This is a genomic window from Microvirga vignae (assembly GCF_001017175.1).
GTDB classification, from domain to species: Bacteria; Pseudomonadota; Alphaproteobacteria; order Rhizobiales; family Beijerinckiaceae; genus Microvirga; species Microvirga vignae.
The window spans coordinates 1-19,377 of record NZ_LCYG01000062.1; the positions used below are offsets into that span (position 1 = coordinate 1).

The 19,377-nt window shown below is 63.0% G+C and carries 22 protein-coding genes; 18 read left to right on the forward strand and 4 right to left on the reverse strand.

Annotated features, from left to right (window positions below):
- The 3 genes from AA309_RS36130 to AA309_RS22405 form a co-directional block, all read left to right on the forward strand.
- Positions 1 to 252, forward strand: a 252-nt coding sequence (locus AA309_RS36130; protein ID WP_047191256.1) for a hypothetical protein, incomplete at its 5' end; no start/stop codon positions are given.
- Between the two features lie 368 nt (positions 253 to 620).
- Complete coding sequence (locus AA309_RS22400; RefSeq protein WP_084731520.1) at positions 621 to 2,660, forward strand: M23 family metallopeptidase; 2,040 nt, start codon at positions 621 to 623, stop codon at positions 2,658 to 2,660.
- A gap of 5 nt (positions 2,661 to 2,665) precedes the next feature.
- Positions 2,666 to 3,583 carry an AEC family transporter gene (locus AA309_RS22405; RefSeq protein ID WP_047191257.1) on the forward strand — a complete coding sequence of 306 codons (918 nt, stop codon included), beginning with the start codon at positions 2,666 to 2,668 and terminating at the stop codon, positions 3,581 to 3,583.
- Here the strand turns inward: AA309_RS22405 and gluQRS are convergent.
- Entirely contained in the window at positions 3,562 to 4,458 is an 897-nt protein-coding gene (gene gluQRS / locus AA309_RS22410) for a tRNA glutamyl-Q(34) synthetase GluQRS (RefSeq protein ID WP_047191258.1), read from the reverse strand. The genes AA309_RS22405 and gluQRS overlap by 22 nt on opposite strands.
- 32 nt (positions 4,459 to 4,490) lie before the next feature.
- On the opposite strand from gluQRS, the gene AA309_RS22415 reads away from it, so the two are divergent.
- On the forward strand, positions 4,491 to 5,138 hold the full coding sequence (locus AA309_RS22415; RefSeq protein ID WP_047191333.1) for a DNA-3-methyladenine glycosylase family protein: 648 nt from the start codon (positions 4,491 to 4,493) through the stop codon (positions 5,136 to 5,138).
- A gap of 139 nt (positions 5,139 to 5,277) precedes the next feature.
- Here the strand turns inward: AA309_RS22415 and AA309_RS22420 are convergent, their stop codons facing one another.
- Together AA309_RS22420 and AA309_RS22425 are read right to left on the reverse strand one after the other, a co-directional pair.
- Positions 5,278 to 6,051 carry an HpcH/HpaI aldolase family protein gene (locus tag AA309_RS22420; protein WP_047191259.1) on the reverse strand — a complete coding sequence of 258 codons (774 nt, stop codon included), beginning with the start codon at positions 6,049 to 6,051 and terminating at the stop codon, positions 5,278 to 5,280.
- A 64-nt stretch (positions 6,052 to 6,115) separates the two neighbouring features.
- Positions 6,116 to 6,439, reverse strand: a complete 324-nt coding sequence (locus AA309_RS22425) for a DUF1476 domain-containing protein (RefSeq protein ID WP_047191334.1) — start codon at positions 6,437 to 6,439, stop codon at positions 6,116 to 6,118.
- 260 nt (positions 6,440 to 6,699) lie between these two features.
- On the opposite strand from AA309_RS22425, the gene purC reads away from it, so the two are divergent.
- The 8 genes from purC (at position 6,700) to AA309_RS22465 (ending at position 12,633) form a co-directional block, all read left to right on the forward strand.
- Positions 6,700 to 7,494 (forward strand): phosphoribosylaminoimidazolesuccinocarboxamide synthase, encoded by a 795-nt coding sequence (gene purC, locus AA309_RS22430; RefSeq protein WP_047191260.1) that lies wholly within the window; start codon positions 6,700 to 6,702, stop codon positions 7,492 to 7,494.
- Between the two features lie 56 nt (positions 7,495 to 7,550).
- Positions 7,551 to 8,063 carry a hypothetical protein gene (locus AA309_RS22435; protein WP_150117690.1) on the forward strand — a complete coding sequence of 171 codons (513 nt, stop codon included), beginning with the start codon at positions 7,551 to 7,553 and terminating at the stop codon, positions 8,061 to 8,063.
- A 65-nt stretch (positions 8,064 to 8,128) separates the two neighbouring features.
- A complete protein-coding gene (gene purS, locus AA309_RS22440; protein ID WP_047191262.1) occupies positions 8,129 to 8,368 on the forward strand; it encodes a phosphoribosylformylglycinamidine synthase subunit PurS in 240 nt (79 codons plus the stop codon).
- 124 nt (positions 8,369 to 8,492) lie between these two features.
- Positions 8,493 to 9,191, forward strand: a complete 699-nt coding sequence (gene purQ / locus AA309_RS22445) for a phosphoribosylformylglycinamidine synthase subunit PurQ (protein WP_047191263.1) — start codon at positions 8,493 to 8,495, stop codon at positions 9,189 to 9,191.
- Positions 9,192 to 9,214: 23 nt separating this feature from the next.
- Complete coding sequence (purL, locus tag AA309_RS22450) at positions 9,215 to 11,425, forward strand: phosphoribosylformylglycinamidine synthase subunit PurL (protein ID WP_047191264.1); 2,211 nt, start codon at positions 9,215 to 9,217, stop codon at positions 11,423 to 11,425.
- Positions 11,426 to 11,437: 12 nt separating this feature from the next.
- On the forward strand, positions 11,438 to 11,674 hold the full coding sequence (locus tag AA309_RS22455) for a BolA family protein (protein WP_047191265.1): 237 nt from the start codon (positions 11,438 to 11,440) through the stop codon (positions 11,672 to 11,674).
- Between the two features lie 104 nt (positions 11,675 to 11,778).
- Positions 11,779 to 12,114 (forward strand): Grx4 family monothiol glutaredoxin, encoded by a 336-nt coding sequence (gene grxD / locus AA309_RS22460; protein WP_047191266.1) that lies wholly within the window; start codon positions 11,779 to 11,781, stop codon positions 12,112 to 12,114.
- 201 nt (positions 12,115 to 12,315) lie between these two features.
- A complete protein-coding gene (locus tag AA309_RS22465) occupies positions 12,316 to 12,633 on the forward strand; it encodes a hypothetical protein (RefSeq protein WP_052954930.1) in 318 nt (105 codons plus the stop codon).
- Positions 12,634 to 12,674: 41 nt separating this feature from the next.
- On the opposite strand, the gene tlpA is transcribed toward AA309_RS22465, so the two are convergent.
- Positions 12,675 to 13,379 (reverse strand): thiol:disulfide interchange protein TlpA, encoded by a 705-nt coding sequence (tlpA, locus tag AA309_RS22470; protein WP_425286899.1) that lies wholly within the window; start codon positions 13,377 to 13,379, stop codon positions 12,675 to 12,677.
- 124 nt (positions 13,380 to 13,503) lie between these two features.
- Here tlpA and lptM point away from each other — a divergent pair, with 124 nt between their 5' ends.
- The 6 genes from lptM (at position 13,504) to AA309_RS22500 (ending at position 19,372) form a co-directional block, all read left to right on the forward strand.
- Positions 13,504 to 13,746: an LPS translocon maturation chaperone LptM gene (gene lptM, locus AA309_RS22475; RefSeq protein WP_047191267.1), complete on the forward strand. Its 243-nt coding sequence runs from the start codon at positions 13,504 to 13,506 to the stop codon at positions 13,744 to 13,746.
- Between the two features lie 10 nt (positions 13,747 to 13,756).
- Positions 13,757 to 15,025 (forward strand): diaminopimelate decarboxylase, encoded by a 1,269-nt coding sequence (gene lysA, locus AA309_RS22480; protein WP_047191268.1) that lies wholly within the window; start codon positions 13,757 to 13,759, stop codon positions 15,023 to 15,025.
- A 177-nt stretch (positions 15,026 to 15,202) separates the two neighbouring features.
- Positions 15,203 to 17,785 (forward strand): TIGR02302 family protein, encoded by a 2,583-nt coding sequence (locus AA309_RS22485; RefSeq protein WP_047191269.1) that lies wholly within the window; start codon positions 15,203 to 15,205, stop codon positions 17,783 to 17,785.
- Positions 17,786 to 17,882: 97 nt separating this feature from the next.
- Positions 17,883 to 18,074, forward strand: coding sequence for a twin transmembrane helix small protein (locus AA309_RS22490; RefSeq protein WP_047191270.1), 192 nt, complete (start codon positions 17,883 to 17,885; stop codon positions 18,072 to 18,074).
- A gap of 105 nt (positions 18,075 to 18,179) precedes the next feature.
- Positions 18,180 to 18,770 carry an acyloxyacyl hydrolase gene (locus AA309_RS22495; RefSeq protein WP_047191271.1) on the forward strand — a complete coding sequence of 197 codons (591 nt, stop codon included), beginning with the start codon at positions 18,180 to 18,182 and terminating at the stop codon, positions 18,768 to 18,770.
- A 26-nt stretch (positions 18,771 to 18,796) separates the two neighbouring features.
- Positions 18,797 to 19,372 carry a cob(I)yrinic acid a,c-diamide adenosyltransferase gene (locus tag AA309_RS22500; RefSeq protein ID WP_047191272.1) on the forward strand — a complete coding sequence of 192 codons (576 nt, stop codon included), beginning with the start codon at positions 18,797 to 18,799 and terminating at the stop codon, positions 19,370 to 19,372.
- The last annotated feature ends 5 nt before the right edge of the window (positions 19,373 to 19,377 follow it).

The following is a 19,377-nucleotide window of genomic DNA, read 5'->3' on the forward strand; positions in this document are numbered from 1 at the left end:
CTTTCTTCACTTGTCAAAGAGCAGCATCACAAGATGCAGTTTCCGAAGACAACAGCGCCTCAGTCCGGTTTTACCCGGCTTGAGCCGCCAGCCTGTCAGGGAAACATCGGAGCCGCCATTCCCTGGCAGCGTCGCGATGAACCTGATTTAGGATCATTCGTCTTCTTTGTCAACCCCGTTTTCGAGAAACCCGAGAACCGAGCCAAACCTCACCCGAAGATGAGGCCTCCGGGGAACCTGCTTTTGCCCTGACTTGCGTCAGACCAAACAGCCTGCATTCCGAAGGGGTCTTGACGCCGTCCGCAATCAGCGGCCGCGTCGATGGGCGGGTTATAAGCCCGTGCTCTTTCGGCTGTCAACACGCTTATGAAAGTTTTTTGACGGCCTCCGGAAAACGCTCAAGCTCGGCCTTTACCAGGACTACTGCACATGATTTCGTAGGCCTTGCCTCACTGCGGACACAGTGAGGATCGAAGCAGCGCTCCCGACGGTGCCTCATTTCAGAGAGACAGTCCCGCGCAGGCTTCTCCTGTTAAGCCTGTGCCGGCGACCTCTGTTGTGCTAGAGCGCCTTCGGCACCTATGCAGTAAGATAACCAGTCGACCGCGATAAAGATTGTCATGAGCCATGTTCCTCCAGATGACAGCCTGCCGAGGGCTTCCCGACGGGAAGTCTTGCGCCTGTCGTCCGGGATTGAACTCGGCCATGAGCCCGCTTTGAGCTCCAACGGTGCGACGGCTCCAGAACTGGACAAGTGGGACATCAACCTGCGCTGGCTCGGCGCCAGTATCCTGACGGGTATCACCGGCGCAGTTCTGATTGGCGCTTCGATCCATGTTGCGATCGAGGCCGCGACCACATCCGCTCAGCCTCCCGAGCGTGCGGCCCTGAATGCTCGGCCTCAGTCCGATACGGGAGAAGAGCGCGCCTCAAATGTTGCCCGCAAGGGCGACAAGCTGAACATGACGGAGCTGACGGCGTCCGCGAAGCAGAGCTTCAAGGCTCCCATGACGATCCGCAATGGTGATCGCGAGGCCATCAAGGTTCGGCAGTTCGTCCGGGTTGCCACCAATCTCTCCCTGACGGCCGGCACCTACGCCTCCGACATTCCTCCTTTCAATCCTCTTCGCCTCTTTGCTGAGGATGTGCAGGAAAAGATTGACCAGGTGCCTGAAATCTCGGACGCGGATGTCTCCGTGGTCCGGCGGGACCTGGCTGCCATAGCCATTGAGGCCAGCGCGCCGTCTCTGACCGACAACGATGTCATGGCCATTCTGGAAGAGGAGCGCCGCGTTGCGGGCGAAACGGGGCGCCGCACCTCCGTTCCGATCCCGGCTCAGCAGATGCTGTCGCGTACCTTGCGCCAGCCCGATGGGCTCGGCGATGCTTTGGGCTATGCCCGCGTCGTCGATACCGCCTTCAGCACGATCGAAGTCCGGGTCATGCCGGAGAACGTCACCGAGTTGCCCAAGATCGAACAGAAGGCCATCGCGCCCCTGATCGAGGAGCGCGATGTGGTTCTCCGGAAGGGCGAGACGCTGGAGACGGTCCTGCGCAGCTACGGAGCGACCCCGCAGCAGATCGCGGCGATCACCACGGCTCTGTCGGCACGGATGCAGGTTGCGGCGATGGCGGAAGGACAGCGCCTTCGCATTCTCATCGCGCCCGGTCCGCGCCTGGGCGACCCGAGGCAGATCGTGCGCGTCATCGCCTTTGGCGAAAAAGGGATCGAAGGAATTGCCGCCACGAATGACCGCGGCATCTTCGTATCCGTGACGCCTCCGGTGGATCCCTCCGACAGCAAGAGCAACGAGGCCCCCGAGGAGGACGATGTAGGCGAGGAAGAGGAACGCGGCGGCATCCGCCTCTACGAGAGCCTCTACGAGACCGCCCTCAAGAACGACCTTCCGCGCCAAACCGTGGACGAGCTCGTGCGCATCTTCGGTTACGACATCGATTTCCAGCGCCGCGTCTCACAGGGGGACACCTTCGAGGTCTTCTTCGGTACGGATGACGATGGCGGGTCGCCGGAAGTTCTCTATGCCTCGCTGACAGTGGGCGGGGAACCGCGCAGCGTCTATCGCTACCAAGGCGATGACGGCACCATCGATTACTTCGACACGACCGGACGCTCCCTCAAGAAGTTCCTGATCCGCAAACCCATCTCCGATGGCATCCTGCGTTCGGGCTTCGGCTCGCGCTTCCATCCGATCCTCGGCTATTCGCGCCCGCATACGGGTGTCGACTGGGCCAACAGGATCGGCACGCCCATTCTCGCCGCCGGCAATGGCACGGTCATCAAGGCCGAGTGGGATTCAGGCTATGGCCGCCGCGTGGAGCTGCAGCACACCAACGGCTACGTGACCGCCTATTCCCACATGTCGGGCTTTGCCAAGGAAATCGCACCCGGCAGAAAGGTGCGGCAGGGTCAGGTCATCGGGTACCTGGGTAACTCAGGCCTCTCCACGGGACCGCACCTCCATTACGAAGTCATTATCAACGGCAGCTTCGTCGATCCGCTGAAGATCCGCCTGCCTCAAGGGCGTGAGCTCGATGGCCGCAGCCTTGCCGATTTCAAGCGCCAACGCGAGCAGGTGGACGAGCTCATGGCCCATGCGGGCGCATCGGCGAGCCTCTCCCAGCGCGCAGACCTACGCTGAACCTCATGCTTGACTCAGTTATGATCGTCTTCCCGGTCTTCGGCTTGATCGGGATCGGCTATATCGCGCGCCAGACGGGCTTCGTGTCCGAGCGCATGGGCGAGGGTCTCTCCGAATTCGTCTTCACCCTCTCCGTGCCATGCCTGATCTTCCGCACTCTCGTGAAGGCCGAGATTCCCGCGGTGCAGCCCTGGGGGTATTGGATCTCCTACTTCGCAGGCGTGGCCGTGGTGTGGGTCCTGGCGACCTTCATCGGCAAACGCCTCTTCGGTATCAAAGGCGTGTCCGGCGTGGTGGCCGGTTTCTCGGCGGGCCAGGCCAATACCATCTTTGTCGGCGTGCCTATGATCCTCAAGGCTTATGGGGACGAGGGCGCGGTTCCGTTATTCATGCTGATCGCGGTGCATCTGCCCGTGACCATGACCCTGGCGACGGTGCTGGCGGAAGGGAGGCAGGCCTCCCCTCTCATCATCCTGCGCCGTCTTGCAACGCATCCCATCGTCATCGGCATTCTGGCTGGTTCGGCCTTCCGCCCCATTGCTCCCGTCGTCCCTGCACCGATCTGGCAGATCATGGACCTGCTTGCGAGCGCGGCCGTTCCTTGCGCGCTGATCTCCATGGGCATCGCGCTTCGCCGTTACGGATTGAAGATGGGATGGAAGCTGCCGACCGCTATTTCCGTTCTCAAGCTCGTGGTACACCCGCTCGTGGTGTTGATGCTGGCCACGCAGGTCTTCGAGATGCCGCCTGTCTGGGCAGGTGTGGCCGTGCTCTTCGCCTCATGTCCTTCAGGCATCAATGCTTATCTGTTCGCCGAACGCTATGGCGAAGGCGTGGCTCTGGCATCCAGTGCCGTCACGCTCTCCACCGTGCTGGCGCTGGGCACCACGCTCCTATGGCTCTACGTGCTCGGTGTGGGCTGAGGCGCAAAGCCGAGCTTTTGCCTGATCTCGGCAGCCGACACACCTCGCGCCCGCAATTCGAACAAGGCTTCCGACCTTCTACTCTTTGCGAGCTTGTCCCCGCCCGGATCGAGGATCAGCCCGTGATGGTGGTAGAGCGGCGTACTCAAGCCGAGCAGTTTCTGCAGGAGCACGTGCAGATCGGTTGCGGCCTCGAGGTCCTGCCCGCGCACCACATGAGTGACGCCCTGCAGCGCATCGTCCACGACAACGGAGAGATGATAGCTCGTCGGCACCTCCTTGCGCACGATCACGGCATCGCCCCAGCGCCAGGGATCGACTTCGACAATCTCTTCGTCGCCATCGAGAGAAAAACGCGTGAAGGGGTAAGGACCGGGAAAAAGTTTACGTACGGCCTCGCTGTCAATACGCAACGTATGCGGCTCGCCAGCGCTGATCCTTCCCGCGACGTCCTCAGGAGAAAGCCCCTTGCAGGTGCCCGGATAAAGGGGAGCGCCGTCAGGATCACGCGGCCAAGCCTTGCCCCTCTGCGCCTCGACTGCCTCAACCTTATCCGCAATGTGCTTGCGGGAACAGAAGCACGGATAGACGAGCCCCCTCCCCTTCAACGTCTGGAAGGCGGTCCGGTAATCCGTAAAATGCTCCGCCTGGCGGCGGACCGGCTTTTCCCACTCCAGACCGAGCCAGACGAGATCCTCGTAAATCGCCCTCTCGTATTCCGGACGGCAGCGTGCGATATCGATATCCTCAATGCGCAGCAGGAAGCGGCCATCGAACCGGCGGGCGAGCGCATCGTTGAGCAGGGCCGAATAGGCATGGCCGAGATGAAGCCGTCCGTTGGGGCTAGGGGCAAATCGGAATACGGGCTTCGTCACGGACGGCCTTCAAGAAGCAAGGAACAGAATTGGTGGCCACCCTCCTCGAAACGGAAGCGGTTCTCAAGAGGGGACTGAAGGCGCTCGCCGAGGCCGACCCCGTCATGGCAGGACTTGTCGCCGATGGCGTCACCCCGAAGCTGCGCAAGCGCCCGCCGGGTTTCGAGGGCCTGGCCTGGATCATCGTCGGACAGCAGGTCTCGACGGCGAGCGCCGCGGCGATCTGGGGCCGGCTGAGAATGATCCTCGATCCACCGAGCCCGGAAAGTTTCTTGAGCCTTTCGGACGAAGAGCTGCGTACGGCAGGCCTCTCGGCCATGAAGGTCAGAACGATCCGTGCAACCGCCACCGCAATCGTGGAGGGATCACTGCCACTTGATCGGCTGCATGAGCTTCCTGCTGATGAGGCTCATAACATCCTCACTCAGGTGAAAGGCATCGGCCCCTGGACGGCGGACATCTACCTGCTCTTCTGCCTCGGCCATCCCGACGCCTTTCCGGGTGGGGATCTCGCCGTTCAGGAGGCTGCCCGGATCGCGTATGGATTGGACGTGCGGCCTGATGCGAGGGCGTTGGCAGATCTTGCGGAGCGCTGGCGGCCTTGGCGGGGTGTGGCCGCCAAGGTGCTTTGGGCCTATTACCGCGTGGCCAAGGCGCGAGAGGGCAGCCCCGTCACGTAATGCGCTAGCGCATCGTGCGGACCCGAAGGGCCGCGTCAGCGAAAAGCGGACCCGGTTTTCCGCCCCAAACGATGCGCCAGTTAAGAAGGGAGCATCGGACGAGCCCCAAAAGTGCAAGTCCACTTTTGGGATTGATGCTCTAGCCCTGCTGGGCCGCGGCCAGCGAGGCCTGGGCGCCGGCCCGCAGCATGCTGCTGTCGCTGCCGATGGAGACCATGTTGAAGCCTTTACGGGCGAGTTCCCCGGCGCGTGCGCCCGAAGATGCATAGATGCCGGCGATTTTGTCGGCCGCCTTCACCCGGGCGAGCACGTGGTCCAGGGCCTTGTCGACCTCGGCACTGGCCGGGTCCACGCCCTTGCCGCCCGACAGCGCGATAGAGAGGTCCGCCGGGCCGACGAAGACGCCGTCAATACCGGGGACCTCCAAGATGTCGTCGAGAATGGCGAGCGCCTCCCGAGTCTCCACCATGGCGAAGGAGACGGTGAGATCATTGGCCTGGCGCAGGTACTCCGCCGGCTCCAGCCCTGAGAGGGAGATCGCCCCATAGGCGCCCCAGCTCCGCGCGCCCACGGGCGGGAACTTCATGAAGGAGGCGAAGCGCCGAGCATCCTCTATGGTGTTGATCATAGGCGCGATCACCCCCGAGACCCCGGCGTCCAGGAAGCGCGAGGCAGAGGCGAACTCGCCCACCGGAACCCGTACGAGTGCCGGCTTTCCGACCGCTGCGATCAGCGGCACGGCCCGGAGAGCGGCGGCAAAGTCGATGGTGCCGTGCTGCATGTCCATCACCACCGCATCGAACTCCTCCCGCGCGAGAAGCCCCGGAATGGAGGGCTCCGGAATGCCGCACCAGGCGGTGAGCAGGGGCGTGCCCCCTTTGAGGAGGTCGGGAAAGGATGGATTTGTCAGCATGATGCTCTTTTCTTGCAATGGCGTTTCTGTTCGGCCGAAGCGTAGCTTGAACGGCAGGCGGGGCTTATGACCCCGCCTTGATCTCCGCAATGGCACGGTCCGTCAGCTGCTGCACCTTAGCTCTAAGCTCGGCTTCGTCTATGGCTTTGCCGGCACTTTCGAGATCCTGCCGGATCTTCCGCAGCACGTCGGCATCCCCCGGCTCCTGGAAATCGGCCTGGACGACGGTTCTGGCATAGGCCTCAGCCTCAGGTCCGGTCTTGCCCAGCCGTTCGGCGACCCAGAGGCCCAAGAGCTTGTTGCGGCGGGCCGCGGCCTTGAAGCGAAGCTCCTCGTTATGGATGAACTGCTTCTCGAAAGCGTTTTCGCGCTCGTTGAAAAGGGTCATGAAGGATCCTCCCGTGGCTGCCCCCTTCATGCGATATATGGGCGCACTCGCGCCGCCGCCATGTCATCCACATCTAAAGGCATGCCATCCATATCTAAAGGAAGGTGTTCAAAAAGGGCTCCAGGCCCTGATCCCTCCTCTGCGCGTTGTGCTCGTCCCCTTGATCGGATAGGTTGCCCTCAAGCGGAGCGCTGGTCTAAAGCCGCGCCTACGCCAGCCGCGGATCTGCACCATGTCTAGCCAGGAGAGCCCACGGCACAATGGATTTTCTCAAACCACGGTACACGCCTATGAATCGTCGCCGTCGCGTCTATGAGGGCAAGGCGAAGGTCCTCTATGAGGGCCCCGAACCCGGAACGCTCATCCAGCACTTCAAGGATGATGCGACCGCCTTCAACGCCAAGAAACATGAAGTGATCGACGGCAAGGGCGTGCTGAACAACCGGATCTCGGAATTCCTCTTCCAGCATCTGAACGAGATCGGCGTCCCCACCCACTTCATCCGCCGCCTGAACATGCGCGAGCAGCTGATTCGCGAGGTGGAGATCATTCCTCTTGAGGTCGTCGTGCGGAACGTGGCGGCAGGCTCGCTCGCCAAGAGGCTCGGTCTCGAGGAGGGTACGCAGCTCCCCCGCTCGATCATCGAATTCTATTACAAGAACGATGAGCTGGGCGATCCGATGGTCTCGGAAGAGCACATCACCGCCTTCGGCTGGGCCTCGCCCCAGGAAATCGACGACATCATGGCGCTCGCCATCCGCGTCAACGACTTCCTGTCCGGCCTCTTCCTCGGCGTCGGCATCCGCCTTGTCGACTTCAAGCTGGAGACGGGCCGCCTCTGGGAGGGCGAGCTGATGCGCATCGTCGTTGCCGACGAGATCTCCCCCGATTCCTGCCGTCTCTGGGACATCAAGTCCAAGGACAAGCTCGACAAGGACCGCTTCCGCCGCGACATGGGCGGGCTGGTGGAGGCCTACACGGAGGTCGCTCGCCGCCTCGGCATCCTGGCCGAGAACGAGAGCATCATCACCGGCGGCCCGCGCCTCGTGCAGTGAGCGCCCTGGCTCTTATAAAGAAGATGATCCAATGCCCGGCTCCGTGCCGGGCATTGTTGTTGGGGTTAGGCCTCGGCATCGGCCTCGTAGGCTGCGACTACATTCCCCGCACTGTCGCAGGCCTGCCGTCCGACACCTCCTGGGATGCCCTCCCTTTACGCAAGTGGCTCGCCGAGGACCGGGCGGAGCCCATCGCGCTCTCCTTCTGCGCTCCGCCCCAATGCAGCCCGGGGCTGGCCGTCAGCGTCATCCGCCTGAAGGGAAAGGACGCGCAAGTGACGGAGGCAATCCTCAAGGACCCGGAGCGCCTCGCGCGCGCCCTCCGTTCCCCTGCCGACCGGGAGAAACCAGTGCAGACGGAGGTTTCCGTGGAGCGCCTGGAGAATGCTCCCTATCCCGGCTTCACGATCAGCCTGGCCCCCGTGGACGGCAAAAAGCCCCCCGCCTTCGGCGCTGCCCTGGGCCGCCGCTCCGGCAGGGATCTGGAGGTCGTCCTGGTGATCGGCCTCTCCTCCAAGGTGGTGCAACAGACTGTCCGTGAAGTCGCTGCCCGTGAATTGGGCTCCTAACCCGTTGTTTCTTGCGGCCAATGGCTTTATGGCGTGGGGCACATCTCAACAGCCTGAGGCCTCCCATGAAAGCTCGCGTCACCGTCACCCTCAAGAACGGCGTTCTCGACCCCCAAGGCAAGGCCATCGAAGGGGCCTTGAAGTCCCTCGGCGTGGACGGCATCGCCGGTGTGCGCCAGGGCAAGGTCTTCGACATCGAGCTGGAAACCGCCGACAAGGTCCAGGCCGAAACCTCGCTGAAGGCGGCCTGCGAGAAGCTGCTCGCGAACACCGTCATCGAAAACTACCGCGTCGAACTGATCTGACCGTCATGCCCGGACTTGTTCCGGACCGGAAGGGCGCGCCAAAGGCGTGACTTCCACGTTTTCCCGCGCCTCAAGGCGTAAATGGCCGGGACGAGACCGGCCATGACGATAGAAGGATGAAAAGATGAGATCCGCTGTCATCGTCTTCCCCGGCTCCAATCGCGAAGGCGATGTGGTGCGGGCCCTCAAGCAGGCCGGCTCCGACGTCCAGAAGGTCTGGCATGCCGAACACGAGCTGCCCAAGGGCACCGATCTCGTGGTCCTGCCGGGCGGCTTTTCTTATGGCGACTATCTGCGCTGCGGCGCCATCGCGGGCCGCGCAGCGGTCATGGATGCAGTTCGCGCCCATGCGGCGCGCGGCGGCTTGGTGCTCGGCATCTGCAACGGCTTCCAGATCCTCTGCGAGTCGGGGCTTCTGCCTGGCATCCTGATGCGCAACGCGAACCTCAAATTCATCTGCCATCGCCAGTTCTTGAAGGTCGAGCGCAACGACACCGCCTTCACCAAGGCTTACGTGCAGGATCAGGCCATCGATGTCTGCGTCGCGCATGGCGAGGGCAATTACACGGCGGACGTGGAGACGCTGAAGCGGCTCGAAGGCGAAGGCCTCGTCGCCTTCCGTTACTGCGATGCCCACGGCCATGTGACCGCCGATGCCAATCGCAACGGCTCGATGAACTCGATTGCCGGCATCTATTCCGACAACCTCAACGTGCTCGGCATGATGCCTCATCCGGAAAACCTGATCGAAGATCTCGTGGGGGGCACCGATGGGCGTGGCCTGTTCGAGAGCCTCGTGTCGTCTTTCCCCCGCGCTGCCTGATTTCTTCAAGAGACGAGACACTGATGATCCGCAACGACGTCGCCATCACCCCGGAGCTGGTCAAGGAGCACGGGCTGAAGCCTGACGAATACGACCGCTTCGTGAAGCTGATCGGCCGCGAGCCGACGCTCACCGAGCTCGGCATCGTCTCCGCCATGTGGAACGAGCACTGCTCGTACAAATCCTCGCGCATCCATCTGCGCGGCCTGCCGACGAAGGCATCGTGGGTCATCCAGGGCCCGGGCGAGAATGCAGGCGTGATCGATATCGGCGATGGGCTGGCCTGCATCTTCAAGATGGAAAGCCACAACCATCCGTCCTTCATCGAGCCCTATCAGGGCGCGGCGACGGGCGTCGGCGGCATTCTTCGCGACGTGTTCACCATGGGTGCGCGGCCGATTGCATCCCTCAACTTCCTGCGTTTCGGCGAGCCTGATCATCCGAAGACGCCGCACCTCGTGTCCGGTGTTGTTGCGGGCATCGGCGGCTACGGCAATTCGTTCGGCGTTCCCACCGTCGGCGGCAGCGTCGGCTTTGACAAGCGCTACAACGGCAACATCCTCGTCAACGCGATGGCGGTCGGCCTCGCGCGCACGGACGAGATCTTCTACGCAAAGGCCACCGGGGTCGGAAATCCGATCGTCTATCTCGGCTCCAAGACCGGCCGCGACGGCATCCACGGCGCGACGATGGCGTCCGCCGAATTCGACGATGCGTCGGAGGAGAAGCGCCCCACCGTGCAGGTGGGCGATCCCTTCGCCGAGAAGCTGCTGCTCGAAGCCTGCCTTGAGCTCATGAAGTCCGGTGCGGTGATCGCGATTCAGGACATGGGCGCGGCCGGTCTCACCAGCTCCGCGGTCGAGATGGGCGCGAAGGGCAATCTCGGCGTCGAGCTCGATCTCGACAAGGTGCCCTGCCGCGAAGAAGGCATGACGGCCTATGAGATGATGCTCTCCGAGAGTCAGGAGCGCATGCTCATGGTGCTCAAGCCCGGCATGGAAAAAGAAGCAGAGACCATCTTCCACAAGTGGGGTCTCGATTTCGCGGTGATCGGCAAGACCACCGACACGCTGCGCTTCGTCATCAAGCACCAGGGCGAGGTGAAGGCTGATCTTCCGATCAAGGAGCTCGGCGACGAGGCTCCGGTCTATGACCGTCCGTGGGTGGAAAGCCCGAAGCAGCCCGTGATCGAACCTTCGAGCGTGAAGGCTCCGATGTCGGAAGCGGAAGCGCTTCTGAAGCTCGTGGGCTCGCCGGACCAGTGCTCGAAGCGGTGGGTATGGGAGCAGTACGATCACCTCATCCTCGGCAACACGGTGCAGACGCCAGGCGGCGATGCCGCCATCGTGCGCATCGAGGACGGGCCGAAGGGCCTTGCGCTCACCACCGACGTGACCCCGCGCTATTGCGAGGCCGATCCCCTCGAGGGCGGCAAGCAGGCGGTGGCGGAAGCCTGGCGCAACATCACGGCGGTCGGTGGCCTGCCGCTTGCGCTCACCGACAACCTCAACTTCGCAAGCCCCGAGCGGCCGGAATCCATGGGCCAGTTCGTGGGCTGCCTGAAGGGCATCGGCGAGGCCTGCCGTGCTCTCGACTTCCCCGTCGTGTCCGGCAACGTCTCGCTCTATAACGAGACCAACGGCCAGGGCATTCTCCCCACCCCTGCCATCGGCGGCGTTGGCCTCATCGACGACGTGACGGTGAATGCCTCCATCGCCTTCAAGAACGAGGGCGAGGCAATCATTCTGATCGGCGCCACGCAGGGCTGGCTCGGTCAGTCGATCTACCTCCGCGACGTCTGCGGCCGTGAGGAAGGGGCTCCGCCGCCGGTGGATCTCGCTGCGGAAAAGCGCAACGGCGACTTCATCCGCCAGCTCGTCCGCTCCGGTCAGGTGAAGACGGTGCACGATTGCTCCGACGGCGGCCTTGCGCTCGCGCTCGCCGAGATGGCGATGGCAGGCAATGTCGGCGCGGAGATCACGGCGGTGCCGGAAGGCATGCCGCTCCACGCCTTCCTCTTCGGCGAGGATCAGGCGCGCTATCTCATCGCCATCGATGAGGATGCGGCCGCCGACATTCTCTACGAGGCCGGCGCTGTCGGCATTCCCGCCGTGACGCTGGGCGTGACGGGCGGCGATTCGTTGATTCTGCCGGGTCAGCAGGCCATATCCGTGAAGCAGCTGAAGACTGCTCACGAATCCTGGCTGCCCGACTACATGGCCGGCAAGGCTTAAGGAGTTTGATCCATGGCAATGGATGCACGCGATATCGAGAGCATGATCAAGGCTGCCCTGCCGGATGCGATCGTCGAGATCAAGGATCTGGCGGGTGATGGCGACCATTATGCCGCCACCGTCACGTCGTCGGCCTTCAAGGGAAAATCCCGGGTCCAGCAACACCAGATGGTCTATGCAGCGCTGCAGGGCCGCATGGGTGGTGCGCTCCATGCCCTTGCATTGACGACGCTGGCACCCGACAATTGAGACACGAACCCGGCGCCTTGACCGCCCAAGGTGTTTTTTACTCGCATTTTCTTCGCAAAACCGGGACCACTTTTGCGGAAAATGCTATGAGACAGGAGAAGTCCATGGCTGACGCCAACCAGATCATTGATAACGAAGTGAAGTCCAACGACGTCGTGCTGTTCATGAAGGGCACGCCGCAATTCCCCATGTGCGGGTTCTCGAGCCAAGTGGTCCAGATCCTCAACTACCTGGGCGTGCCCTACAAGGGCATCAACGTGCTTGAGGACGAGACCATCCGCCAGGGCATCAAGGACTATTCCAACTGGCCGACCATTCCCCAGCTCTATGTGAAGGGCGAGTTCATCGGCGGCTGCGACATCACCCGTGAGATGTTCCAGGCCGGCGAGCTGCAGCAGCTCTTCGCCGACAAGGGCATCCAGGTTCAGCAGAGCGCCTGATCGGTCCTTATGGGACCAACACATGAAGGCGGGGCCTAGCCCCGCTTTTTTGTTGCCTCAATCGCCACGCTCTCCCGAACGGGAGCGTGTTTTGTCGCATTCCTTCAACAGCCACGTTTCCGGCACAATGGCTCTTCGTTCTTTTCCGAAGGCCGCGGCCATAACAACAGAATGCGGCGGCTTGAGACGGGGGCCAATTTCATGTTCGAGCCGGAGACGAATGTCGTCGCCTTCAAGCCGCGCGCGGCGGTGACGCATCATCCCAAAACCCTTCTGGAGCGGGTCTATGCAGCCGGTTCAATCGCTGTGCGGGCGGACGATGTCGCCACCAAGATGGCATGCCTGATGCTGCAACGTCTCGGCTTTCTCGTGATCGAGGAAATTTTCGCCGACGGCACTCCACGCTTGCTGCAGAAGGGTGAAGCCCGGAAAGCCATGGAGCGGCCGTGGCGTCTTTCGAAGCCCGCTTTTTCCGGCGAGTTTGGTCTCCCTGACGGCGAAGGCGCTTTCCGGTGCTAGAGCTTCATGCGGAAAACCGGCTCATTTTTCCGCATGACGCGCTAAGAGCGTCCCAGCGCCGTGCGGATAAAGGCCAGCGCATCGGGCGAGGCCCATTCCGCCGGACCTTTCAGGAGCGCGATCTCGCAACCCGTCGCATCGACGACAAGAGTCGTCGGCAGGCCGACCACATGGCCCGACCTCTGCAGGACCTGGAGCAGCTTGCCTGCCGGATCGGCATAGTAAGCCAGGTTCTTGATGCCGTTCTCCTGCAGCCAAGCTTTCGGCTTGTCGGGATTGCGCGTATCCACGTTGATGGCGACCACCTGGAAATCGGCGCCGCCCAGCTCCGCCTGGAGCTTGTCGAGAGCCGGCATTTCTTCGCGACAGGGCACGCACCAGGTCGCCCAAAGATTGACGAGGATCGTCTTGCCTTTGAAGTCGGCAAGGCCCATCGGCTGCCCGTCAGTGCCTGCAAAAGCGATCACCGGCGGCGGCTTCGGTGCATTGCTGACACCGACGGCAGCCAACTCTCCCCTCGCCAGAGGCTTGAGACGCTCCGAAACAGCCTTGGAGGCGCGACATTCGCCAGCCTGAGCAAGATCGGTTCCGGTCCGGGAGACGCCGTACCAGGCAGCGCCTGCGCCTAAAACAGCGAGGACGGCAAGGCCGGCGAGCCAGAAGCGGTTGCGGGTTTTCGGGGTTTCCGGTGCATGCGACATGGGCCCGATTTGGCCCTTTTTCGGCCAAGCCTCAAGCCCCGGCATGGGAATCTCCCATCACGATGCCGTGGAACGCTACAAGGACGGGACAGGACTACGTCCCCTCACCTTGCCTCTCGCGTTGGCCAACGCTTCCCGTTATGGTGCGGCCACGTTTCGGAGCCTTTGAATGTCCACCTGCGTTTCTTTCTCCCGGGCGGCCCTGGTTGCTGGCCTCATCGTCCTCGGCCTCTCGGCTTGCGGCCGTCGCGGCGCGCTCGAGCCGCCGCCGGATGGGTCCGCTCCCCAGGCGCAGCCGCAGGGAGCCGCCGATCAGGCCACCCTCCCGTCCCCCGTCGGCACGCCCCGCTCAAGGCCCAATCGCGGCTATACCATCCCCAAAGAGCCCTTTATCCTCGACCCGCTGCTGTAAGGCTGGCCCGATGCATCATTTTGCTTATCGCGATGGCGTCCTCCACGCGGAGGATGTCAGCCTGCGCCGCCTCGCGGATGAGGTCGGAACCCCATTTTATTGCTATTCCACCGCCACTCTCGAGCGCCATTACCGGGTCTTTGCCGAAGCCTTCGCGGACACCGACGCTCTCGTCTGCTACGCCATGAAGGCGAATTCCAATCAGGCGGTGCTGAAGACGCTGGCGCGCCTGGGTGCCGGCATGGACATCGTCTCGGAAGGCGAGTTGCGCCGCGCGTTGGCCGCTGGCGTACCGGGCGAACGCGTGGTGTTCTCCGGCGTCGGCAAGACGAAGACTGAGATGGCCTTTGCCCTCGACAGCGGCATTCTCTGCTTCAACGTCGAATCCGAACCTGAGTTGGAAGCTCTCTCCGAGGTCGCGCTCTCCCAGGGGCGGCGCGCGCCGATCTCGATCCGCATCAACCCGGATGTGGATGCCAAGACGCACAAGAAGATTTCGACGGGCAAGTCCGAGAACAAGTTCGGCATTCCGATCTCCCGCGCCCGCGAAGTCTATGCCCGCGCCGCCAAGCTGAAGGGCCTCGAGATCACCGGCGTCGACATGCATATCGGCAGCCAGATCACGGATCTTACGCCCTACGACAACGCCACCGCGCTTCTCGCCGAACTCGCCCGCGACCTGATGGCAGATGGGCACAAGCTCCATCACATCGATCTCGGCGGCGGTCTCGGCGTGCCCTATCGCGAGGACAATGCGCCTCCGCCGGACCCGCAAGCCTATGCGCAGATCATCAAGCGCCACACGAAGGATCTCGGCCTCAGGCTCGTCTTCGAAATGGGCCGTCTGATCGCGGGCAATGCGGGCGTGCTGATCGCCCAGGTCGTCTACGTGAAGGAAGGTGCGGATCGCACCTTCGTGATCGTCGACGCGGCGATGAACGATCTCATTCGTCCGACGCTGTACGATGCCTTCCATAACATCAAGCCCGTGGTGGAGCCTTCGCCCAACACGCCACACATCGTCGCCGATGTGGTCGGCCCCGTGTGCGAGACGGGCGACTATCTCGCGCTTTCCCGTGACATGCCGGCGGTGAAGCCGGGAGATCTCATCGCCGTGATGACCGCAGGCGCCTATGGTGCTGTGCAGGCTACCACCTACAACACGCGTCGGCTCGTGCCGGAAGTTCTGGTGCGCGGCGCGGAGAGTGCTGTGGTGCGGCCCCGTCCGTCCTACGAGGATCTGATCGGTCTCGACCGGGTTCCCGATTGGCTGGCTTAAGGCTCTTGGCTTCGAACCGGGGATCAGGCTCCGCCGTTGTCTTGGCACTGACGAGGATGTGAGGCGGGAAAATCCCCTTGCGGCGCTTTATGCCCATTTGACGGCTGGTCATCCGGGCATGTCGTGCTAGCTTCTCGACGGGGGCGTTAGCACAGACGTGCTACGGAGACTTTTGGCATGAGCGAAGGCCCGAACCCGTCGCCTGCGCAGAGTAACCTGAGCAAGAGGTTCGGGCGCCTGATCACGCATGCGCGCTGGTCGCTGTGGTGGGAGGATGCCTGGCCCCGGCTGTGGCTGCCGCTCGCCATCGTTCTTCTCTTCCTCACGCTGTCCTGGTTCGGCCTCTGGCTCGATATTGCGCCTTTCTGGCGCTCGGTGGGGCTGGGCCTCTTCACCGCCGCTTTTCTCCTGTCTCTGTGGCCCCTGCTGCGCCTGCGCATGCCCAGCCGCACGCGCGCTCTCGACCGTCTCGACCGAGACACCGGTCTGAGCCACGGCCCCGCGCGCGTGCTCGACGATACCCTGGCGCTCGGCTCAACCGATCCCGGCACGCGGGCCCTCTGGTCCCTTCATCGCAAGCGGGCTGAAGAGGCTATCGGCCGGATGCGGGTTGCCCCGCCCCGCCCGGACATGCCCCGGCGCGACCGTTATGCGCTTCGGGCGGCGGGGATTCTTGCTCTCGTGACGAGCGCCTTCGTGGCAGGACCCGAGATCGGCTCGCGCCTCAAGGCGGCCTTCGACTGGCGGGAAGCATCGGCCTCGGCGCCCGCCTTCCGCATCGACGGTTGGATCGATCCGCCGCTCTACACTCGCACGCCCCCGCTCATGATCGATCTGGCCAAGGGCCAGGACCTCCGCGCGCCGATCCGCTCCACCGTCGTCATTCGCGTCGCTGGCGACGGCACGGCGGAAATCAAGCCTGGTAAGGGCCTTACTCCTCTGCCCCCCAAGGGCAACCAGCGCGCGGATCTGCGCGAGGAGCGCTATACGCTCGACGGCAGCACCGAGCTGACCGTCAGCACAGGCTTTGCCCACAGCGTGACGCTTAAATTGGAAGCCATTCCCGACCGCATGCCTGAGATCGCCTTCACCGGCCCGCCCGAGATCAATGTGCGCGGCACCTTCACCCTCGTCTACAAGGGCAGGGACGATTACGGCATTACCTCCCTCGAAGGCTTGGTGGAGAAGGCCGACGGCAGCAAGGGCCGCTCCCTGGTTCCGGTCCCCTCGCTCACGCTGACCCTCCCGAGTCACGAGGAGAATGCGCCCGACACCCGCTCTCCGGTCGATCTCACGAACCATCCCTGGGCCGGCGCGCCGGTGACCATCAGGCTCAAGGCCAAGGACGAAGCGGGCCAGGAAGCGACGAGCGAGGCCATCACCCTCACCCTGCCGCAGCGTCCCTTCACCAATCCGCTCGCGAAAGCCCTCGTCGAGCAACGACGCAATCTCGTGCTTGCTCCCGATGACCGCAAGCGTGTGCAGATCGCCCTCGATGCCCTTCTGATCGCCCCTGAGGAATTCACGCCGCAATGGGGCGTGTTCATGGGTCTGCGCACCGCCGCCGAGCGTCTGCGTGTCGCGAAGACCGACGAGGCGCTGATTGAAGTCGCCGACTGGCTCTGGTCCATGGCACTGCAGATCGAGGACGGGAACCTCTCCGATGCGGAGCGGGAACTGCGTGCTGCCCAAGAACGCCTGAAAGAGGCCATGGAGCGCGGTGCGACGGACGACGAGATCCGGCGCCTCACGGACGAATTGCGTCAGGCCATGGACAAGTTCCTGCGCGAGTTCGCCCAGCGGATGCAGCAGAACCAGCAGACCGAGAACCAGAACCAGCGCGCCCCCGATCGGATGATCACGCAGGATGATCTCAACCGCATGCTGCAGCAGATGGAGGACGCCATGCGCCGCGGCGACATGGCGGAGGCGCAGCGGCTCCTTGAGCAATTGCGCAACATCCTCGAAAATCTCCAGACGGCGCAGCCCAACAGCCGCATGACCGACCCGCTCTCGCGGGAGATGAACCAGGCCATGCGCGATCTCGAAGACATGGCGCGCGAGCAGCAGAACCTGCGTGACGAAACGTTCCGCGAGGGCCAGAACCGGCGCATGCAGCAAGGCGACCGCAACGCTCCCCGCCAGGGACAGCGACAAGGCCAGCGTCAGCAGGGACAGCGCCAGCAAGGCCAACGGGGGCAGCAGGGCGAAGGCCAGGAGCAGGGCGAAAACGGCACCCCGGACCAGCAAGGCCTTCAGCAGAGGCAGCAGGCGCTGCGCGAGCGGCTTCAGGAACTGCAGCGGCGCATGGAGGGCATGGGCATGCAGAGCGAGCAGGGCTTCGGCGAGGCTGAAGAAGCCATGCGCGAGGCTGAAGGAGCTCTCGGCCAAGGACAGGACGGACCTGCCGTCGATGCGCAAGGGCGCGCCCTCGAAAATCTTCGACGCGGCATGCAGGGCATGGCTCAACAGATGCAGCAAATGCAGCAAGGCCAGGGCAACGAGCAGGCGGGCGATCAACCCGGTCAGGGCGAACCGCAGGGTCAGAATCAGGCCGGACAGCAGAACAACGATCCTTTAGGCCGTCCCACCCGGAACAGGGGCTACGTGGACAATACGCGGGACGGCGTCCCTAACGTCAATGAATCGCCTGCCCAGCGGGCTCAGCGCATCCTGGAAGAGCTTCGACGCAAGCTCGGCGACCCGATGCGGCCGCAGGAGGAGCTCGACTACTTCGAGCGCCTGCTTCGCAGGAACTAGGTTTAGGGTTAAGACAGGATCGGCTTCACGCGAGTAAGCTCCTTTCCCGTCCAAAGGGTCCGAATCGCCGGCCCCTTTCTCCGCCTGTGGAATCCCGATGACCAGCTTTGCCGACCTCCTTGTCCCGATTGCCGTTCTGGCCGTTGCCTTCGTGCTGCTTCTCGGCCTCATCAACATGCTTCGTGGCGGCAGCGCCAACCGGTCGCAGCACCTCATGAGAATGCGTGTGCTGCTTCAATTTCTCGCCATCATCGTCATCATGGGCGTGATCTGGTGGAGAGCAGCTTAGCCGTCCCTGTATTGACACTTTTTCGCCACGGTTTGTATTAAGAGAACATTAGCCATAGCGGGCGTAGCCTGGTGGCCTCATTCATTGAGCGGTGGATTCTCTTAAATGCGCGTCAGCAAAGCCTTAGGCTTTAGCCTTCTGGTCCTGTTCATAGGATCGACGAGCCTTTTTGCTGCCGATGCCAAGAAGCCCCTCTCCGCCGCCTCGGCCCAGCCGAGCCTTCTCTCGGAATTCCGCATCGGCTTTTCTGCGCAGGACCCGTGGGGTCCCGAGGGCGAGGACGGGTCGGCCAATCTCACCGGCGAAATTCTCCTCGCAAAGCCCTTCACGGCCTCGGATCTGTTCACGAGCTACTTCATCCCCCGCCCCCATTTCGGCGGAAGCCTGAACTTCGATGGTCGGACAAGCTTCGCCTATACGGGCCTCACCTGGACGATTGACGTCACGCCTGATGTCTTCGTGGAAGGCAGCGTGGGTGGCGCCTTCCATAACGGCAAGGACAAGGTCAACGACCCCTTCTCGGACCGTCAGGCCCTGGGCTGCTCGCCCCTGTTTCGTGAATCCGGCTCCGTGGGCGTGCGTCTCTCCGCCAACTGGAGCGTAATGGCCACCATCGAGCATCTCTCCAATGCCGGTACCTGCTCCGACAATCGGGGCTTGACGAATGTCGGCGCACGGGTTGGGTATTCGTTCTGATCTAATCCTCGAAACCCGGGCCCTTCATGGTCGTTCTCAATCGCATCTACACCCGCACCGGGGATAAGGGCACGACAGCCCTGGCCGCCGGCGGACGCCGCCCCAAGCACGACCTGCGCATCGAAGCCTTCGGCACGGTGGACGAAACCAATGCCTGCATCGGCATGGTTCGCCTGCACACGAAAGACCTGCCCATCGATGCGATGCTGAACCGGATTCAGAACGATCTCTTCGATCTCGGCGCCGATCTTGCCACCGTCGAGACCGACAAGCCCCTTCCCTATGAGCCTTTGCGAATCACGCAAGGTCAGGTGGACCGCCTGGAGCGGGAGATCGACGAGTTGAATGCTGAGCTTAGCCCCCTCCGCTCTTTCGTCCTGCCGGGCGGAACGCCCGCCGCCACCGCCCTGCATCTCGCCCGCACTGTCTGCCGCCGGGCCGAGCGCAATGTGGTGGAGCTCACCGGTAAGCCGAACGAGAAGGTGTCTCCCGAGGCGGTGAAATACCTCAACCGGCTCTCCGATTTTCTTTTCGTCGCCTCACGCTACGTTAACGACAAGGGCGCCTTGGACGTTCTCTGGATTCCTGGCCAGAACCGTTGAGGACG

Excerpts from the sequence above, each read along its gene's own strand:
- AA309_RS22400 (WP_084731520.1), top strand. The coding sequence starts at position 621 with ATGAGCCATGTTCCTCCAGATGACAGCCTGCCGAGGGCTTCCCGACGG.
- AA309_RS22405 (WP_047191257.1), top strand. The coding sequence starts at position 2,666 with ATGCTTGACTCAGTTATGATCGTCTTCCCGGTCTTCGGCTTGATCGGG.
- AA309_RS22420 (WP_047191259.1), bottom strand. The coding sequence starts at position 6,051 with ATGCTGACAAATCCATCCTTTCCCGACCTCCTCAAAGGGGGCACGCCC.
- AA309_RS22425 (WP_047191334.1), bottom strand. The coding sequence starts at position 6,439 with ATGACCCTTTTCAACGAGCGCGAAAACGCTTTCGAGAAGCAGTTCATC.
- purC (WP_047191260.1), top strand. The coding sequence starts at position 6,700 with ATGGATTTTCTCAAACCACGGTACACGCCTATGAATCGTCGCCGTCGC.
- purS (WP_047191262.1), top strand. The coding sequence starts at position 8,129 with ATGAAAGCTCGCGTCACCGTCACCCTCAAGAACGGCGTTCTCGACCCC.
- purQ (WP_047191263.1), top strand. The coding sequence starts at position 8,493 with ATGAGATCCGCTGTCATCGTCTTCCCCGGCTCCAATCGCGAAGGCGAT.
- purL (WP_047191264.1), top strand. The coding sequence starts at position 9,215 with ATGATCCGCAACGACGTCGCCATCACCCCGGAGCTGGTCAAGGAGCAC.
- AA309_RS22455 (WP_047191265.1), top strand. The coding sequence starts at position 11,438 with ATGGCAATGGATGCACGCGATATCGAGAGCATGATCAAGGCTGCCCTG.
- grxD (WP_047191266.1), top strand. The coding sequence starts at position 11,779 with ATGGCTGACGCCAACCAGATCATTGATAACGAAGTGAAGTCCAACGAC.
- AA309_RS22465 (WP_052954930.1), top strand. The coding sequence starts at position 12,316 with ATGTTCGAGCCGGAGACGAATGTCGTCGCCTTCAAGCCGCGCGCGGCG.
- tlpA (WP_425286899.1), bottom strand. The coding sequence starts at position 13,379 with ATGCCGGGGCTTGAGGCTTGGCCGAAAAAGGGCCAAATCGGGCCCATG.
- lptM (WP_047191267.1), top strand. The coding sequence starts at position 13,504 with ATGTCCACCTGCGTTTCTTTCTCCCGGGCGGCCCTGGTTGCTGGCCTC.
- lysA (WP_047191268.1), top strand. The coding sequence starts at position 13,757 with ATGCATCATTTTGCTTATCGCGATGGCGTCCTCCACGCGGAGGATGTC.
- AA309_RS22485 (WP_047191269.1), top strand. The coding sequence starts at position 15,203 with ATGAGCGAAGGCCCGAACCCGTCGCCTGCGCAGAGTAACCTGAGCAAG.
- AA309_RS22490 (WP_047191270.1), top strand. The coding sequence starts at position 17,883 with ATGACCAGCTTTGCCGACCTCCTTGTCCCGATTGCCGTTCTGGCCGTT.
- AA309_RS22495 (WP_047191271.1), top strand. The coding sequence starts at position 18,180 with ATGCGCGTCAGCAAAGCCTTAGGCTTTAGCCTTCTGGTCCTGTTCATA.
- AA309_RS22500 (WP_047191272.1), top strand. The coding sequence starts at position 18,797 with ATGGTCGTTCTCAATCGCATCTACACCCGCACCGGGGATAAGGGCACG.